The organism is uncultured Tateyamaria sp. (assembly GCF_947488715.1).
In the GTDB taxonomy this organism is placed as follows: Bacteria; Pseudomonadota; Alphaproteobacteria; order Rhodobacterales; family Rhodobacteraceae; genus Tateyamaria.
This window is the reverse complement of the sequence record NZ_CANLAG010000003.1, coordinates 1-18,191: the sequence shown is the minus strand read 5'-3', so window position 1 is coordinate 18,191 and position 18,191 is coordinate 1. Positions and strand designations below refer to the sequence as shown.

11 protein-coding genes are annotated in these 18,191 nt (G+C 60.6%); 7 read left to right on the top strand and 4 right to left on the bottom strand.

The window, feature by feature from the left end; translation table 11 throughout:
- Positions 1-50: 50 nt before the first annotated feature.
- Positions 51-1,049, top strand: coding sequence for a GlxA family transcriptional regulator (locus tag Q0936_RS07995; protein WP_299378007.1), 999 nt, complete (start codon positions 51-53; stop codon positions 1,047-1,049).
- Here Q0936_RS07995 and Q0936_RS07990 read toward each other — a convergent pair.
- From Q0936_RS07990 to Q0936_RS07975, 4 genes are read right to left on the bottom strand one after another with little or no spacing between them, the layout of a single operon-like run.
- The gene (locus Q0936_RS07990) at positions 1,046-1,612 is read right to left on the bottom strand and encodes a sarcosine oxidase subunit gamma (protein WP_299297074.1); all 567 of its coding nucleotides are present in this window, start codon (positions 1,610-1,612) and stop codon (positions 1,046-1,048) included. The genes Q0936_RS07995 and Q0936_RS07990 overlap by 4 nt on opposite strands.
- Positions 1,605-4,550, bottom strand: a complete 2,946-nt coding sequence (locus tag Q0936_RS07985) for a sarcosine oxidase subunit alpha family protein (protein WP_299297077.1) — start codon at positions 4,548-4,550, stop codon at positions 1,605-1,607. The genes Q0936_RS07990 and Q0936_RS07985 overlap by 8 nt, the downstream gene beginning before the upstream one ends.
- Positions 4,547-4,816: a sarcosine oxidase subunit delta gene (locus Q0936_RS07980; protein ID WP_299297079.1), complete on the bottom strand. Its 270-nt coding sequence runs from the start codon at positions 4,814-4,816 to the stop codon at positions 4,547-4,549. Before Q0936_RS07980 ends, Q0936_RS07985 begins: the two co-directional genes overlap by 4 nt.
- A 59-nt stretch (positions 4,817-4,875) precedes the next feature.
- Positions 4,876-6,126 (bottom strand): sarcosine oxidase subunit beta family protein, encoded by a 1,251-nt coding sequence (locus tag Q0936_RS07975; protein ID WP_299297082.1) that lies wholly within the window; start codon positions 6,124-6,126, stop codon positions 4,876-4,878.
- Positions 6,127-6,406: 280 nt separating this feature from the next.
- Here Q0936_RS07975 and Q0936_RS07970 point away from each other — a divergent pair, with 280 nt between their 5' ends.
- From Q0936_RS07970 to Q0936_RS07945, 6 genes are all read left to right on the top strand, one after another.
- Positions 6,407-7,348, top strand: coding sequence for an ABC transporter substrate-binding protein (locus Q0936_RS07970; protein WP_299297085.1), 942 nt, complete (start codon positions 6,407-6,409; stop codon positions 7,346-7,348).
- A gap of 99 nt (positions 7,349-7,447) precedes the next feature.
- Positions 7,448-8,464, top strand: a complete 1,017-nt coding sequence (locus Q0936_RS07965) for a glycine betaine/L-proline ABC transporter ATP-binding protein (RefSeq protein ID WP_299297087.1) — start codon at positions 7,448-7,450, stop codon at positions 8,462-8,464.
- Positions 8,464-10,452: an ABC transporter permease subunit gene (locus tag Q0936_RS07960; RefSeq protein WP_299297089.1), complete on the top strand. Its 1,989-nt coding sequence runs from the start codon at positions 8,464-8,466 to the stop codon at positions 10,450-10,452. The genes Q0936_RS07965 and Q0936_RS07960 overlap by 1 nt, the downstream gene beginning before the upstream one ends.
- A gap of 167 nt (positions 10,453-10,619) precedes the next feature.
- Positions 10,620-16,466, top strand: a complete 5,847-nt coding sequence (locus Q0936_RS07955) for a GAF domain-containing protein (RefSeq protein ID WP_299297092.1) — start codon at positions 10,620-10,622, stop codon at positions 16,464-16,466.
- Positions 16,467-16,802, top strand: coding sequence for an Hpt domain-containing protein (locus Q0936_RS07950; protein ID WP_299297095.1), 336 nt, complete (start codon positions 16,467-16,469; stop codon positions 16,800-16,802).
- Complete coding sequence (locus tag Q0936_RS07945; RefSeq protein ID WP_299297097.1) at positions 16,795-17,826, top strand: adenylate/guanylate cyclase domain-containing protein; 1,032 nt, start codon at positions 16,795-16,797, stop codon at positions 17,824-17,826. The genes Q0936_RS07950 and Q0936_RS07945 overlap by 8 nt, the downstream gene beginning before the upstream one ends.
- Positions 17,827-18,191: the final 365 nt, after the last annotated feature.

The following is an 18,191-nucleotide window of genomic DNA, read 5'->3' as shown; positions in this document are numbered from 1 at the left end:
GCCTATATTTGAGTACCATACGGCAGTTTTTTCACGAGAGAACCTAAAAGTTGAATGGCAGTGAAATATTCAAAGTCGGTTTTCTGATCTTTCCCGGCTTTCCGATGGCCTGTCTGACCTCGATCATCGAGCCGTTGCGCGCCGCCAACGAGATCGCGGGCGTCGAGGTTTTCGATTGGGACGTGGTGTCGGAAAGTGGTGCGCGCACGATCTCGAGCGCGCGTGTGGCGTTTGAGCCGGATGCGCGGCTTGCCGATGTGGGCGATGTGAGCCTTCTGTTTGTGCTGGGCGCGCCGACCAGTGCGTTTGAGGACGCAAGGCAGGGCAACGGGGCGTTGCGCCGTCTGGACCGGCATGGTGTCACCCTTGGTGCCATCAGTGGCGGGGTCTTTGCGCTGGCCCGCGCCGGTCTGATCGAGGGACATCGGTGTTCGGTGCATTGGTGCTATGAGACTGCGTTTCGCGACGCGTTTCCGCATATTGAGATGACCGGCGACGTGATCACCGTGGATCGCCGCCGCATCACCGTGTCCGGCGCCGCCTCTGCGTTTGATCTGGCGTTGCAGTTGATCGAGGATCGGTTGGGGGCGCACATGGCGCATGAGGTCGCCTGTTGGTTTCAGCATGCGACGATGCGCGGGCACGGGGTGCAGCAGCGTATCCCCATGCGTCCAAGTGCGGCACCCGATCTGCCCCCGCTGGTGGCGCGCGCCGTGGCACTGTTTGCCGCCCATATGGAGCAACCGATTTCCGTGGCCGAGGTCGCAGCGCAGCTACAGGTGACCCCGCGCCAGGTCGAACGAGCGTTCAAGAAAGCCACGGGGCAGAGCCCCACGCATTACTATCGCAGCATGCGGATGAAAGCCGCGCGGCAACTGGTGCTGTATTCCAAGCAGAGCATGTCGCACATCGCGCAGGCGGTTGGATACACCTCGGCCACGCCCTTGTTGACGCACTACCGCGCGGCGTTTGGGGTGAACCCGCAGGAGGACCGCAGGCAGATCAACTCGTTCCGCGTGCAGGGCAACGTGCCCTTGCCGCCGGCCTAGAGTGCGGACGCCATTGCCGTGGTGATGGCGTGGTGCAGGGATCCGGCGGACGCGCGTGGCCCGAGGATACGCACCGATTGACCGGCCTCTGTACTGATCACGAAACATCCCAGGTGGTGAATGGAGGTGCGCGTTGCGTTGGCAGTGTCAAACCGGGTCAGGTCGATATTGCAGAGCAGTTCCAGCACCGCATTGATACGCGGCCCGGTCAGGTCAAAACATACCCATGCGTCGGTCTGTTCGGTCACTGAGGCGGCGTCGGTCAAATGCGCGTTGACATCGGCGGCGATGTCCTCGTGCGTGTTGAAATCGGCGCTGAGCATCCATTGATTTGGTCCTGTCCAGAGCGCGGCATAGGGGTCACCGGACGACGCGCGACCCGGTTCGGGTGCCGTGGCGCCCAGCAGTTTCGCCAGACGCGTGGCGCACAGGTCCTCTTGCCCGACCCGTGCGGCGACGGAGGCCAGAGACACATCCGGCACTTCGGTCAGGGTCACGTCGCCCACCGTGTCGGTGCGCGGTGCTGTTCCGCCAAGGGCGGTGATGGGGGTCAGATCATGCACGGACACGCTCTCCTTCCGGGTCGACGAAATGGGCGGAGACGACCTCGACCTTGACGGTCAGATCGGTGACAGGGGACACGAGGCGCAGGGTTTCGCCCATACGATTGCCCCCGTCCTTGAGGAACCCAAGGCCGATCATGCTGCCCAGCGTGGGGGAATAGGCGGCGGAGGTGACATAGCCCTGATCATGCTTGGCATCGACGGGGCCGGTGGCGTTCATCAGGTGCCCACCCGCCGTCACCTTGTCACCCGCATCGACGGGTCGCAGGCCCACTTGCATCAGCGCGTCCGCCTCGTTCAGGCCGGGGCGTTCGGAGAGCTTTGATCCGATACTGTCCTTGGCCTTGGACACCATCCGCCCCATGCCGAGGTTCAGTGCGGTGGTGGTGCCGTTGAGTTCATTGCCCGCCGCGTGCCCTTTTTCGATGCGCATCACCCCGAGCGCTTCGGTGCCATATGGCGTGACGTCAAATTCCTCGCCCTCCTCCATCAGCTTGCGCATCAGCGCGTCGCCGTAGCGGGACGGCACCGCAATCTCGAAAGCCAATTCGCCGGAGAACGAGATGCGGAATAGCCGCGCGCGCAGGCCACCGCAGACGGTGATGTTGGCGCAGGCCATGAAGGGGAAGCCTTCGTTCGAGATGTCGTAGTCGCTGTCCACAATCTTTTGCAGCAGGCGGCGCGAGTTTGGTCCCGCCACGGCATATTGCGCCCACGCCTCGGTGGTGGAGATCAATTGCACATCCGCGTCGGGCATCAGGCATTGGCGGACGAATTCCATGTGCTGATAGACCTTTGCCGCATTCGCGGTGGTCGTTGTGACGACAAACTGGTCCTCGGCCAGACGCGCTGCGGTGCCATCGTCCATGGCGATCCCGTCTTCACGCAGCATCAGGCCATAGCGCGTCTTGCCCACAGCCAGTTTTGCAAAGCCGTTGCAGTAGATTTTGTTGAGGAACGTGGCCGCATCCGTGCCCTGCACGTCGATCTTGCCCAGCGTCGTGCAGTCGCACACGCCGACGGACGCCCGCGTGGCGGTGACCTCGCGGTCCACTGATTGCCGCCAATGGGTTTCACCGGGCAGCGGGAACCACTGCGCGCGCAACCAGTTGCCGACCTCGACAAAGACCGCGCCGCGTTCCTTGGCCCAGAAATGCGAGGGGGTCAGGCGGGTCGGGTGGAACTCCTTGCCCCGCATCCGCCCCGCCAGCGCGCCGATGGCCGTGGGGGTGTAGGGCGGGCGGAAGATGGTGGTGCCGACCTCGGGGATCGACTTGCCCGCAAGCTCGGCCATGATGGCGAGGCCGCCCATGTTCGATGTTTTGCCCTGGTCGGTGGCCATGCCGAGCGTCGTGTAGCGCTTGAGGTGTTCGACGGAGCGGAACCCTTCCTGATGGCTGAGTTTGACGTCTTTGACCGTGACGTCATTTTGTTGATCGAGCCAGGCGCGGGAGCAGCCCTCGACATACCAGAATGGGGTCTGGGTTATGGGAGCATCTTCGGCGTCCGGCACGGCGGGCGCGCGGCCTTTGATACCTAGTGCTTTGCGCGCTGCGTCTGCCCCGGATTTGAGCGCACCGTGGGTCGAGAACGTGCCGTTCGCGGCACCTGCAACCGTCATGCCGGGTGGCAGCGTGCCGCCGGGGACGAAGGCGGCCAGCGTGTCGTCCCATGTGGGCCGACCCCGCTGGTGGCAGGTCAGGTGCACGTTCGGGTTCCAGCCGCCCGACACGCCCAGCGCGCCGCACTCAACGGTGCGGTTGCTGCCATCGGACAGGGTCACTTCGGCAAAGGTGAGGCCAAGCCGCCCCTTGGTGTCGCTGATTTGTGCGCCCCGCAGGACTTCGTAGTCGTGGCTGCGCGGAGCGTCCGGGCGCGTGTCGATCACGGCGGCGATCTTGACCCCTTTGGTGTGCAGATCCTGCGCGGTGCGGTGGCCATCATCGTTGTTGGTAAAGATCGCGATGCGTTGGGCGGGCGTGGCGGCCCAGCGGTTGGCGTATGCGCGCAAGGACGCCGCCAGCATGATGCCCGGGCGGTCGTTGTTTTCGAACGCGATGGGGCGTTCGGTGGCCCCGGCGCAGAGCAGGGTCTGTTTGGCATAGATGCGCCAGAGAATTTGGCGGGGTTTGCCGGTGGGCGGTGTGGCGAGGTGGTCACTGATCCGCTCGACTGCGCCGTAGATGCCGTGATCAAAGGCCCCGATCACCGTGGTGCGGGGCATCAGGCGGACATTTGGAAGGGCGCTGAGTTCGGCAACCGTGTGCGCGGCCCAATCGGCCCCGGTCATATCCGCGATGTTGAGGGTTTCGGCGTTCAGCCGCCCGCCCATGCGGAAATCCTCATCCGCGAGGATGACATGTTTGCCCGCACGCCCTGCGGTGAGGGCGGCGTTGAGGCCAGCAGGCCCCGCGCCGATGATCAGCAGATCGCAGTGGCGGAACCCTTTGTCGTATTCATCGGGATCGGCCTGCATCGAGAGAGAGCCGAGACCGGCGGCTTTGCGGATGATCGGCTCGTAGAGCTTTTCCCAGAAGGCGGCGGGCCACATGAAGGTCTTGTAGTAGAACCCCGCCGTCAGGAAATTCGAGAACCGGTCGTTGATCGCCATCGCGTCAAAGGCGAGGCTGGGCCAGCGGTTTTGCGATTTTGCCGCCAACCCCTCAAACAGTTCTGCAGTGGTGGCGCGCGTGTTGGGTTCCTGCCGCGCGCCGCTGCGCAATTTGACGATGGCGTTTGGTTCTTCGGACCCGGCGGTCAGGGGGCCACGCGGGCGGTGGTATTTGAACGATCGCCCCATGAGACGCACGTTGTTGGCCAGCAGGGCAGAGGCCAGCGTGTCACCGGGGTGGCCCGCGTATGTCTTGCCATCAAAGGTGAAGTTGAGCGTTGTGTTGCGGTCGATCTGCCCACCATCGAGGCGGTTTTTCTGGGTCATTTTGGTGCCCCCCTGCGCGCGAGTTCCACGGCAGAGATCTCGTGCGTGGTGGTGTCGCGCGTGACGATCAGGATCGAACGGTCGCCGCCCTCGTGAAACCACAGCTCGCGGTGCGTGCCTGCCGGGTTGTCGCGCAGGTAGGCGTAGTCGTGCCAGTCGTCGGCGCTGGCCGTTTCGGGGTCGGGGCGGTTCATCAGTTCCGCGGCACCCAGATAGACGAATTCGGCGCTGTCGCGGGGGCCAAGAAGGGGGTGATTGATGATCATGTGCAGCCCCTTTTGCTGAGCGGTGTGCCGTGCATATTTTTGGAACAATGAAGCATGGGTCAGTGCAGATTGGGCTGATTGCCCATCCCTTTTTCGTCGATCATGTGGCCGGTGCGGAACCGGTCGAACCGGTAGGCGGTGGCGGTGTCGTGGGGTTCATCGCGGGCCAGGAGGTGGGCGAAGGCGTAGCCGGAGGCGGGTGTGGCCTTGAAGCCGCCGTAGCACCAGCCGCCGTTGAAATAGAGGCCGTCGATATGGGTGCGGTCGATGATGGGGGAGCCGTCCATGCTCATGTCCATAATGCCGCCCCACATGCGCAAGAGCCGCGCGCGTCCGATCATCGGCATGATGGCCATGCCGCCTTCGCAGACGTCCTCGACCACCGGCAGGTTGCCGCGTTGGGCGTAGGAATTGTAGCCGTCGATGTCGCCGCCAAAGACCAGTCCGCCCTTGTCGGATTGCGAGACATAGAAGTGGCCCGCGCCAAAGGTGATGACGCCGGGCAGGACGGGTTTGAGCCCTTCGGAGACGAAGGCTTGCAACACGTGGGATTCGATGGGCAGGCGCATGCCGGCCTTGGACATCAGGCGGCTGGAATTGCCTGCGACGGCGCAGCCGACGCGGCCCGCGCCGATGAAGCCACGGGACGTTTCGACCCCGAGGCATGTGCCGTTTTCGATGCGAAATCCGATGACTTCGCAGTTCTGAATGATGTCGACGCCCCGGCTGTCCGCTGCGCGCGCGTAGCCCCATGCGACGGCGTCGTGGCGCACGGTGCCGCCGCGCCGTTGGGCCAGCCCGCCCTTGATCGGGAACCGCGCGTCGTCGAAGTTGAGGAACGGGTATTCCTGTTTGATCTGCGCAAGGTCGAGGTATTCGGCATCTGCCCCGTTCAGGATCATGGCATTGCCGCGCCGAATGAAGGCGTCGCGCTGCGCATCCGAGTGGATCAGGTTCATGATGCCGCGCTGCGACACCATGGCGTTGTAGTTCAGGTCCTGCTCCAACCCTTCCCAGAGCTTGAGCGAGAACTCATAGAACGGCTCGTTGCCATCGAGCAGGTAGTTCGAGCGGATGATCGTTGTGTTGCGTCCGACATTGCCGCCGCCGATCCAGCCTTTTTCGATAACGGCCACGCGGTGCTGGCCATAGACGGAGGCCAGATAATGGGCCGTGGCCAACCCGTGCCCACCACCGCCGATGATGACAATGTCGTAATGCGCCTTGGGCTCGGGATCGCGCCACGCCGGTTTCCAGCCTTTGTGACCCGTCAGTGCTTCTTTTATGACCTTGAACCCTGAATACCGCATGAAATCGGACCTCCTGCCCCACAACTACGCGACTTTATGGACTAAACCGACTTTGAGACGCGACATGGAGACGTCCAAATCGGACATCACGGCTCATTTTTGAACAGTGAGCCCGATCACAAACACATCTCTAAAAGAAAAAAACTTGCTTGATAGGAAAAAAATGCAAGAGTGGTGGCGTGAAGAAATGGCGCGCGGATCGGATTCGATGTCCGGGATGCGAAAAGACCATTCGTCATCATCAAGCGACGCAAAAGTCGCGATCCACTGGGAGACTACAATGAACAAATTTACAACGGCGTTGACGGCAGGCGTCTTGGCGTTCGCGCCCATGACGCTTTTGGCCGAAGACAGCAGCGACCCCATCGTGATCCCGATCCACAACTGGTCATCGCAGATCGTGATGAGCCACGTGGTTGGCCAGATCTTTGAATCGATGGGCAACAATGTCGAATTCGTCACCACCGACAGCCAGGCCGTCTATGAGTCGGTCCGCATGGGCGATGTGACGCTGGAACTGGAAGTCTGGGAAGGCGCGTTTGGCGCGTCCTTCCGCGCCGCGCTGGAAAAGGGCGGTCTGCACGATGCGGGCGACCACGATGCGGTCACGCGCGAGGACTGGTGGTACCCGATGTGGACCAAGGACGCCTGCCCCGGCTTGCCAAGCTGGGAAGCGTTGAACGACTGTGCTGCGCTGTTTGCGACGGCTGAAACCGGGGACAAGGGCCGCTATCTGGATGGTCCCGTGGACTGGCTGAAGCACGGTCAGGAACGTGTCGAAGCACTGGGCATGGACTTTGTCGTGGTGAACGCGGGTTCTGCGGCTGCTCTTTGGGCTGAAATCGGCGCGGCCGAGGCTGACAAGCGCCCGGTCGTCGTGTTCAACTGGACGCCCAACTTTGCCGAAGCCGTGTGGCCCGGTGAGTTCGTCGAATTCCCCACATGGGTAGACGGCTGCGACAAGGACCCCGCCGTGGGCCCGAACAAAGACGCGCTTTATGACTGCGGCAACCCCGCTGACGGCTACCTAAAAAAGGCGGCATGGGACGGCATGAAGGACAAGTGGCCCGGCGCCTATGACGTGCTGACCAAAATTTCCTTCACCAACCCGCAGATCGCCGAAATGGCGCGTCTGGTCGACGTCGAGGAAATGGAGCCCGAAGAGGCTGCCGCCGAGTGGCTGGAAGCGAACCCGGACATTTGGCAGGGCTGGACCTCGTAAGGTCGTCCAAAACTGTTGAAGACTTTCGCCCGTCCGGGGTTACACTCCGGGCGGGCGTTTTAAACACCGACAGTGCAGTCGGTGAGGAGAGAGCACAGCATGACCGCCGACATCGTGATTTCCTGCAAGAACGCCTGGAAAATCTTTGGCTCTGATCCGCAGAAATATCTGAAATCCATGCCGTCCGGGCACAGTTTCGATGACATTCGGGCCGATGGGTACATCGCCGGGGTCAAGGACGTGTCGATTGATGTGAACCGGGGCGAGATGCTGGTGATCATGGGGCTGTCGGGGTCCGGCAAGTCGACGCTGGTGCGCTGTTTTTCGCGGTTGCATGACATCACCGGCGGTACGATCACCGTCGAGGGGCAGGACCTGATGTCGCTGTCTGAAAAAGAGTTGATCGAGTTGCGCCGCAGCAAGATGGGCATGGTGTTCCAGTCCTTTGGCCTGCTGCCGCATCGTACCGTTTTGGAGAACGTCGCGTTTCCGCTGGAGATGCGGGGGCAGGACAAGCACACGCGGCGCGAACGCGCGCTGGAGGTGGTCAAGCTGGTGGGCCTTGAGGGGCGCGAGGAGTATTTCCCGCGCGAATTGTCCGGCGGACAGCAGCAGCGTGTGGGCATTGCGCGCAGCCTCGCCATTGAGCCGGACATCTGGTTTCTGGACGAGCCGTTTTCCGCGCTTGATCCGTTGATCCGGCGCGAGATGCAGGACGAGTTTCTGCGCCTGCAGGGCATGTTGGGCAAGACCATCGTGTTCATCACCCATGACTTTGACGAGGCGCTGCGTCTGGCCGACCGGATTGCCATCATGAAGGACGGCGCGGTTGAACAGTGCGACACACCTGACCAGATCGTGCTGAACCCCGCCACGGAATATGTGCGCAAGTTCACCGAAGAGATCGACAAGGCCCGCGTGGTTCACGCGGGCGTTCTGGCCCACGCAGGCACGCCGGGCGAAGGCGATCCGGTGGATGCCACCGCGTCCGTTCAGGACCTCGCCCGCCTGCTGGTGCAGGACACACGCGCCATCATCCCGGTTGCCAAGAGTGGCAAGGTGATTGGCGGCATGGACCGTGCTGCGGCGCTGGAAATCCTGCTGGAGGCCAGCTGATGGCCGATATCACCGGCGATCTGAAGGCCGACACCTCTGGCCCGGCGCAATGGACGCGGGGCAAGTGGGCCACGATCCTGTTGCTGGTGGCGGTTGTGATGACCCTGCTGCGCTATGCCGGGTTGTTGCCTGACATTTTGCACCGCATCCCCGAGGCGTTGATCCCGCCCTTTGCCACGTGGCTCGATGTGTTCTTTAACTTTGTGAAGGACGATCTGGGGCTGCTGACGTTGACGCGGACGCTGACCGAAGGGTTGGAGTGGTTGCTGGACGTGACCGCGAACCTGATGTTTGGCAAGCGGCGTTGGCCGCATCTGGGCCCGATCCCTTGGACGGCGGTGGCGGGTGTAGCGGCCGTGATCGGCTATTACCTTGGCGGTTGGCGCATGGCGCTGCTGGGGGCTGGCACCTTCATCTGGACCGCGCTGATCGGTCAGTGGAAGATTGCGATGGAGACCATGTCGGTGCTGATGGTTGCGGCCCCGCTTGCGTTCTTTATCGGTCTGGGCCTCGGCATCCTTGCGTGGAAATACGTGGCGGTGAACCGGGCCATCAAACCGATCCTGTCGGTGCTGCAGACCCTGCCCTTTTTCACTTACCTGCTGCCCGCCGTGATCTTCTTCAAGGTCGGGCCGACAGCGGGGGCCGTGGCAACGACGATCTATGCCATCCCGCCCATGATCCTGATGACGACGCTGGGCCTGCAAAAGGTGCCGTCCGAGGTGGTCGAGGCGGGCAATATGAGCGGCTGCACCAAATGGCAGCTTCTGCGCCATGTCTATCTGCCTTCGGCCCGGACCGAGATCCTGGTGGGCGTCAATCAGGTCATCATGCTGTGTCTGGCGATGGTGGTTCTGACCGCCTTTATCGGGATGCCCGGCCTTGGGGCCAAGTTGCTGGCGATGATGGGCAGTTTCAAGCTGGGCCGGTCGTTTGAGATTGGCGTGACCATTGTACTGCTCGCCGTCACGCTGGACCGCATGTCAAAGGCGTGGGTGATCAAACAGCCCGAGCATTTCGAGCGCGACACACCCTGGTGGCGCAGGCACATCGTGCTGCTGACCGGGATTGGTGTCTTTGTCTTTTTCTGCATTGCGGCCCAGTTCGTGCAGGTTTTTGCCGAGATCGGGCGCAAGCAGAACTTTAGCCAGGGCAAGGAAATCGACACGGCGATCAAGGCGTTCCTGGCCTTTGATCCGGTCCAGAACACCACGCAGGCGATCCGCTATGTGCTGAACGTCTGGATCCTGAACCCGTTCCGCGATTTCCTTTTGTCTATCCCGACGCCAGCGTTCATCCTGCTGGTCGTCGCCTTTGCCCTGTCACTGGGCGGTCGCAAGCCCGCGATCTATGCGGCGATCTTCTTTGGCCTTGTGGCGCTGTCGGGATGGTGGGACCGGTCGGTCATCACGCTCTATTCAGTGATCTCTGCCGTCACTCTGGCGCTGCTGATTGGCGTGCCCTTGGGCATCGTGGCGGCGCGGTCCGAGAAATGGTCGCAACGCGTGCTGTTGGCCTGTGACACGGCGCAGACGTTCCCCAGCTTTATCTACCTGATCCCGGCCATCATGCTCTTTGGCATCACGGCGACATCCGTTGTGATGTCGATCCTGATCTTTGCGATGGTGCCGTTGACGCGCTACACGATCGAAGGGTTGCGCACGGTGCCACCGGAGATGACCGAAGCCGCAGACATGGCCGGTGCCACGCGGATGCAGAAATTGGTGAAAGTGCAATTGCCACTGGCCCTGCCCACGATGGCCGTGGGGTTCAACCAGGCGATCATGTTTGCGTTTTTCATGGTGATCATCGCGGCCTTTATCGGCACGCAGGATCTGGGTCAGGAATTGCAGCGCACCCTTGCGGGCACCGATCTGGGCAAGAACTTTGTCCTGGGGATATGCGTGTCGCTGATGGCGCTGACCTTTGATCTGACGATCATGAAATGGGCAACGGATCGCAAAAAGGCGCTTGGCCTGCCCGATTGATCCAAACCAACGGAGGCCAGCTTTGGCCATGCAATAGGACGGAAGGCCTGGGTAAAACCACCCTTGCCGTCCGCCCCGCCTGCCGCCGGATTTGGCTTTCTTTGCAATGCACTTGGCACTAGCGTAGCTGTATTCTTCTAGTCATTTTTCAGTGTTGGCGATGATCCGTGACGCAAAGCGATCCAGATAACTCACGTGGCACGGACAGTGCGGCATCCGATGTGGGTGCGCATTTCGCGGCGACCGCAGAGATTTTGCGGCTGATCGGGTCGTCGCGCGACGATGAAACACCGATCTTTGAGGCGATCATCAAGCACAGCCAAACCCTGTGCAATGCGCCAATGGCCGGGCTGATCCTTGCCAAGGCAAATGACGAAGCGCAGCAACTGGCGGCATATGCGGGCGTCAATCCGCAGGTGGTCGAACTGTTTGAAACGGGTCAGATGAAGGTTGATCCGGGTCTGTCCTATGCGGCGCGGTGTATCGTTGAATGCAAGCTATTTGCCTTTGAGGATATGGGGCAAAGCGATCTCTACCAAGCAGACAGTCCCATTGTCCGGGCCATGGTGGATGACAACGGCATTCGCAGCGTTCTCTTTGTGCCATTGGTGCATGAGGGTGCGGCCCTTGGGTTGATCACGCTGTTTCGCGTGGACATTGACCCGTTTTCGGACAGTGAAATTGCCCTGATCGAAACCTTTGCCGGTCAGGCGGTTATCGCGATTGAAAACGCGCGCCAGTTTCGCAGATTGCAGGGGCAATTGCAGCGCGAAGCGGCAACCAGCGAGATCCTCAGGGTCATCAGTCAAAGCCGTGATGACGATGGGCGGGTGTTTGATGCCGTGCTGGCGCAAGCCGCACAGGTTTGTGCCGCAGATCAGGCCGCATTGATTTTGGCGACCGCCGACCGGACGCATGGTCGGTTGATCGCCGATTGGGGCCACAAGCAAACGGCGATGAAAATCGGCACGGAGTGGCCGATTGAAGGGCCGTTGTCGGCCAACAAGGCTATTCGCACCGGCAAAGTTGTACGCATCGACGATTATGCGGACACTGACTTTTACCGTTCTGGTGACCCGATTGCGGTCAAGATGGTGGATGTCGAAGGGATACGGTCGCGTGTGGCTGTACCACTGATGCAGCAGGGCAAGGCCATCGGCGCGATTGGCCTCAGTCGCAGGGAGGTGCGCCCGTTCACGGATGACGACATTCAACTGCTCGAGCAGTTCGCGCAACATGCCGTGATCGCCATCGAGAACACGCAACAATTCCGCGCCCTGCAACAGCGTTTGGAAAAGGAGCAGGCGACAGCCGAGGTGCTGTCCGTCATCAGCCAGTCGCGCAGTGATGACGCCCCCGTGTTTCAGTCCATTCTGGAGAACGCAAGCCGCCTGTGTGGGGCGCAGCTTGCGTTTCTGAGCATCGCAGACCCCCAGCGCACGCGGGTGCGCGTGCCTGCGCATATTGGCACGACCTCGGCGTTTGCGTCGGATCTGGAGGGATTTGACGAGCCGATCACGCGCACGGATCTGGTTGCAATCGGTCCGATTGTCCGGGGGCAAGTGTTTCGTCAGGACGACATAACCGACGACCCACTTTACACCGAAGTGCGTGACCCCAGACGGGTGCAAATGGCAGATGTCGAGGGCGCGCGCTCTGTCCTGGTGGTGCCCTTGTTGAAGGATAGCGTCGGGATTGGCGCGATTGTGCTGTACCGCCGCGAGGTGCTGCCGTTTTCGGACGAGGACGTCGAACTGGTCAGCACGTTTGCCGCCCAAGCTGTGATCGCGATTGAGAATGTCCGGCAGTTTCAGGATTTGCAGGTTTCGCTGGAACAGCAGCAAGTCAGCGGAGAAATCCTGAGCGTTATCAGTCAGTCCGTCGAAAACACGCAACCCGTGTTTGACCGCATCACCGAGGCCGCGACCAAGCTGTGTGATGTGCGGTGCTGCATGCTGTATCAGTTCGAGGATGACCTTGTTCATTTCAAAGCCAGTTGCGGGTTTGAACAGGACTACATGGCCGCATATGCCAAAAACTGGCCTGCGCCCGCGGCGGAAGGGTCCATGACAGGCGCCGTTCTCGCCAGCGGCACCCTGCAGCATTTTGAAGATACCCAAGCCGAGACGTATTACGATCATAAAACCGCGCGTGCGTTCGGATATCGCCATCTGGTCGGGTTTCCGATCCACGTCGGCAAACGCGTCTGGGGCTGCATTGTTCTGGGGTGGCCGGATGGTGAGACGCCGCAGAAATCACATATCGACCTTGTCACGACGTTCGCGGATCAGGCCGGCATCGCGATCCAGAACGCGCAGTTGTTCAATGAAACAAACGAAGCGCTGAAACGTCAAACGGCGAGTGCAGATATCCTGCGTGTGATCAGCGAAACGCAGTCTGACCTGGCCCCGGTGTTCGACGCCATTCTCAGTCGCGCGGCAGAGCTGTGCGATGCGCCCATGGCGAGCCTCAACATCTTGAACAACGATGGCACCTTTGCTGATCTGGTGGCCCACCACGGCGACAAGCTGGATGTCCTGGAACCTGGCGTCACAAGCTGGCCCATGGGAACGGGTTTGACCGTGTCCGACAGTATCCTGGAAAGACGGCCGATCCAGATTGACGATTTGAAAGATACAAACGGCTACCGGGCGGGTGATCCGGTCAGGTTGCAGGCGGTCGACGAAGAGGGCGTGCGGACCTTTATGGCCATCCCCTTGCTCCATCAGGGTCAGGGCATCGGGTGTATCGCGCTGTACAAGCGGCAGGTGAAACCGTTCAGCGAAGATGACATTGCGCTGCTGGAAAGCTTTGCCGATCAGGCGGTGATCGCGATACAAAATGCGCGTTTGTTCAACGAGACGCAGGCGGCGTTGTCGCGCCAGACGGCCAGCGCGGACGCCTTGCGCGTATTGAGCCAGTCACCGACGGATGCGACCCCGGTTTTTGAAGAGATCGCGCGAGCCGGTGTTCGGCTGTTGGACTGTGATGGGGCTGCGTTCTTGTTGCGCCATGGGATGACTGACACGTTCTCTCCGCTTGTTGGGGCGTGGCGCGATGGGACATTGATGGATGGGCTCGACCCCACCCCTGCCAAAATCGAGCCCGCGATGAACTATCCCTCACGGGTTTTGACAGACGGCAAGATGATCCATGTGCCCGACACAAGCCAGATCACGCCATTGCCGGGTGAATTGGTGATGTTCGAGCGGTTCCAGATCAAGTCGATCATGTTTCTCCCCTTGCTGCGGGATGGTTTCACGGTCGGTTTGTTGATCTTCCACCAGAGCAAAGCGCCACGCGCATTCACGGATGATGAAATCGCCCTGGCAAATTCGTTTTGTGATCAGGCTGTCATCGCCATCGAAAATGTCCGGCTGTTCAACGAAACCCAGACGGCCCTGTCCCGGCAAACCGCCAGCGCCGATGTGCTGCGCGTGATCAGTCAGTCACCCGACAGCGCCATCCCGGTGTTCGAGGAAATCGTGCAGGCGGCCATTCGGTTGATCGACTGTGATCTGGCGATTGCGGGCCAGACTGACGGCAAGGAGGTCTGGCAAACCGCCGTTGCGACGCCGCAAGGTCTGGAGGCATCTATTTCGGATGCGCGTGCGCCCATGATCGCAGCGGACAACGCACCCGCGCAAGCGATGCTGCTTGGCCAGACATTACAGCATGAAAGACATCGCACCGACGGATTGTCGCCGCGCGACAAGGAACGGGCCGACAAACACGGGTTCAACATTGGCCTACACGTTCCGATGATGAAAGAGGGAACGCCGCTCGGCGCGCTGACGTTTGTGCGCAAGAAAGACATCCCCTTTACCAAGGAAGAGATTGCTGTCGCAGAGTCATTCGCGGATCAAGCGGTGATCGCGGTCGAGGGTGTGCGGCTGTTCAACGAAACGCAAAACTCACTGGCGCGGCAGACGGCAAGCACCAATGTGCTGCGGGTGATCAGCGAGTCCCCCACCGACACAACCCCGGTGTTCGAGGAAATCGTGCAGGCGGGTGTCGCGCTGGTCGATTGCCAGATGGTCGGTGCCACGATCATGGACAGCGATCACATCAGGGTGGTGGCGCGCGCCACGGCAGACGGGCTGGTTACGATCGACGAGACAAACAATTCCTTTCCGTTTGACCCTGAGAACAACTTTCCCAGCCGGGTTCTGGAAAGCCGGTCGGTTCTGCATCTGCCTGACTGGGACAAGATCGAACTGTCGGAGTTTGAACAGCGCACCTATGAAACCCATCACGTGCGCGCCACGTTGATGATGCCCTTGCTGCGCGGCGACACCTGTTATGGGGTGATGCTCTTTGTCCGGGACGAGGCGCGGGCCTTTAGCGAAGACGAGATTGCAGTGGCGCAGTCGTTCTGCGATCAGGCGGTGATTGCAATCGAGAACGTGCGTCTGTTCAACGAAGCGCAGGCGGCCCGCGAGGCGGCTGAGACGGCCAATGAGGCCAAGAGCGCGTTCCTTGCCACGATGAGCCACGAAATCCGCACGCCGATGAATGCGGTCATCGGGATGAGCGGGTTGCTCATGGACACGGACCTGAACGCCGAGCAGCACGACTATGCCGGTACGATCCGCGACAGCGGCGATGCCCTTCTTGCGATCATCAACGAAATCCTCGATTTCTCGAAGATCGAGGCCGGGCAGATGGACATCGAGAACCATCCTTTCGATCTGCGCGAGTGTATCGAATCCGCCTTGGATCTGGTGAGCGGGAAAGCTGCGGAAAAGCAGTTAGAGATCGCGTATCTGATGGATGATGCCGTCCCTGTGGGGATCAATGCGGACGTGACACGCTTGCGGCAAATCTTGCTCAACCTGTTGTCCAATGCGGTCAAGTTCACGGAGGCGGGCGAAGTTGTCGTGACCGCAACCGTCACCCCCGGCGAGGGCGAGGATCAGATGCTGACCTTTGCCGTGCGCGACACGGGCATTGGGCTGACAGAGGCCGGGATGAAACGGCTGTTTCAGTCCTTTAGCCAGGCGGACAGTTCGACCACGCGCAAATACGGCGGCACGGGCCTTGGCCTCGCAATCTCGAAACGGCTGGCCGAGTTGATGGGCGGCACCATGTGGGCCACCAGCGACGGCGAAGGCAAGGGATCGGTCTTTCACTTCACCATGCGTATGCGCCCTGCCCCGCTGCCAAAAACCAAGGCACGCAGTCTGATCGGAGAGCAATCGGAACTGGTTGGCAAACGGATCATGGTCGTGGATGACAACGCCACAAACCTCAAGGTTCTGTCGTTGCAGACCGGGAAATGGGGTGCGGTAACCGAAGGGTTCTTGAACCCGCAAGACGCCGTTGCCGTCCTGAAGGATGGGACGCAGTACGACCTCGCCGTCCTCGATATGCACATGCCGCAGATGGATGGGATTGCGTTGGCAAAGGCGATCCGCACGCTTGGCAACGTAATGCCTCTGGTCTTGTTCAGCTCTTTGGGCATTCGGGAAGAAACGGCAGAGGGCGACCTGTTTGCTGCACACCTCACCAAGCCGCTGCGCCAGTCACATCTGTTCGATACGCTGATCACCCTCTTTGCCCCCAAAGAGATCACCACAAAGAAAGCCAGACGGCCCGCAAAGCCCGTGTCGGACCCGGAGATGGCCCAAAACCATCCCCTGCGCATTCTGCTGGCCGAAGACAATCTGGTGAACCAGAAACTCGCGATCCGGTTGTTGGAACAGATGGGGTATCGCGCCGACCTTGCGAGCAACGGGGTCGAAGCACTGGAGAGCGTGGCAAGGCAGACCTATGACGTTGTGCTGATGGATGTGCAGATGCCCGAGATGGATGGGCTGGAGGCCGCGCGCCAGTTGAACAGGATTTACACCAAGGATCGTCCGAAAATCATAGCAATGACTGCAAATGCCATGCAGGGAGACCGTGAAATGTGTCTTGAGGCCGGGATGGACGACTATATCGCAAAACCAATTCGGGTGGATGTGCTCACCCAGGCTTTGTTGAACACAACACCGCGACACCAGGACACTTGAATGACGCATGATGATTTGATCGACCCATCGGTTTTCGAAGAGTTGCAGGACGCAATGGGAGACGATTTTGCGGCCGAATTGCTCGAAACCTTTCTGGACGACGCCGTGAACATGTTCGCCGAGCTTACGCAGGCGGTGCAGGCAGGAGACACCGACAGCTATCGCCGCGCCAGCCATTCCCTGAAGTCGAACGCGCAGACCTTTGGTGCAACGGCGTTGGCCGAAAAGGCGCGCGAGATGGAGTTATCAAGCGGGATTGATGCGGACGCGGCGGACGCGCTCAGCGCTCTGTTTCAGCAGACAAAAACCCGGTTGGAAGGCTTGCTGGATGAGTGACACGCGCGGCAAGCTTTTGATCGCTGACGACAATAAGGTGAACCGCCTGCTGATGACGCGCAGTGTCGAGCTTTTGGGACACGAGGCGGCTGTCGCTGAAAATGGCCGGATCGCGCTGCAGATGCTTGGGGAGGCGGAATACGATGTGCTCTTGCTGGACATCGAAATGCCCGAGATGGACGGGTTCGAAGTGCTCGAGGCGCTCAAGGCCGATCCTCTGCTCAGGGACATCCCGGTCATTGTGACCTCTTCCCTCGAGGGACTGGACAACATCGTACGCTGCATCGAATTGGGCGCCGATGACTATATCCCCAAGCCCGTGAACAAGGTGCTCTTGAAGGCCCGGCTTGGCGCGTGCCTCGAACGCAAGCGCCTCTACGACGAACAGAAGCGCCTGTTGAAACGTTTTGCCACAGAGGAAGTCGCACAGGACTTGCAGACGTCCGGCTTTGCGATTGGCGGGCGCCGGGTGAATGCGACAGTCCTGTTCTGCGATATCCGCGACTTCACGGCCATGTCCGAGGACATGGCGCCCGAAGCCACCATCGAGTTGCTCAACACCTATTACACGCTGATGTTCGAAGCCGTGAACAGCCACGGTGGTATGGTCAACCTGATGGTCGGGGACGGATTGATGGCCCTGTTCGGCGCGCCACAACCCTTGGAACACCCCGCCCAGAGCGCTGTTTCAGCAGCGCAGGACATGTTGGCCATGATCGACATGCTCAATGCCGAACGTGTTGCTATGGACGAGCCAGAACTGCGTGTCGGTTTCGGCATTGCAACCGGCGAGGTCGTCGCGGGCTATGCCGGCACAGAGGCGCGCGCGACCTACACCTGCATTGGCAAGACCGTAAACCTGGCCGCACGCCTGGAGGCGCACACAAAAGACGTCGATCGGAGTATTTTGATGGACCGCACAACGTGGTCCAGTCTGGCGGATAGATCGACGTTCGACGAAATTGCGCCGACGGTGTTCAAAGGGTTTTCAAGCGAAACGCGGGTTTTCTCGGCATTGCTATGACGTGAGGGCGCGGCGAGACACTGTGCGTCGCTATACCACCTCTGAAGCTGAGCGACCATGTTCACTATCCCAACACCGCCAAGGGGCTATTGGTCAAAAGTCCATGCTGGACGCAAATTCTCAAAGCTACAACTGCCCAGTCGCCCGTTAGGTATGTCAATTTTAGTGAGACTTGGTAGGCCTCGTCGTTTTGAACGCGCACCTCACACTTGCGTCGATGAGAGGCTCGCAGAGGTAAGAATACGAGTAGCAGCGACAATCAATCGCCAAAGCCACCTAGGGCCAGGACTCATTGAGTGTCAAAGCCAGTAGATAACGATTGCCGCGAGGGCGATTGCTGAAAGGAAGACCTTTGGGCACCTGTC

Excerpts from the sequence above, each read along its gene's own strand:
- Q0936_RS07985 (WP_299297077.1), bottom strand. The coding sequence starts at position 4,550 with ATGACCCAGAAAAACCGCCTCGATGGTGGGCAGATCGACCGCAACACA.
- Q0936_RS07980 (WP_299297079.1), bottom strand. The coding sequence starts at position 4,816 with ATGATCATCAATCACCCCCTTCTTGGCCCCCGCGACAGCGCCGAATTC.
- Q0936_RS07975 (WP_299297082.1), bottom strand. The coding sequence starts at position 6,126 with ATGCGGTATTCAGGGTTCAAGGTCATAAAAGAAGCACTGACGGGTCAC.
- Q0936_RS07970 (WP_299297085.1), top strand. The coding sequence starts at position 6,407 with ATGAACAAATTTACAACGGCGTTGACGGCAGGCGTCTTGGCGTTCGCG.
- Q0936_RS07965 (WP_299297087.1), top strand. The coding sequence starts at position 7,448 with ATGACCGCCGACATCGTGATTTCCTGCAAGAACGCCTGGAAAATCTTT.
- Q0936_RS07960 (WP_299297089.1), top strand. The coding sequence starts at position 8,464 with ATGGCCGATATCACCGGCGATCTGAAGGCCGACACCTCTGGCCCGGCG.
- Q0936_RS07950 (WP_299297095.1), top strand. The coding sequence starts at position 16,467 with ATGACGCATGATGATTTGATCGACCCATCGGTTTTCGAAGAGTTGCAG.
- Q0936_RS07945 (WP_299297097.1), top strand. The coding sequence starts at position 16,795 with ATGAGTGACACGCGCGGCAAGCTTTTGATCGCTGACGACAATAAGGTG.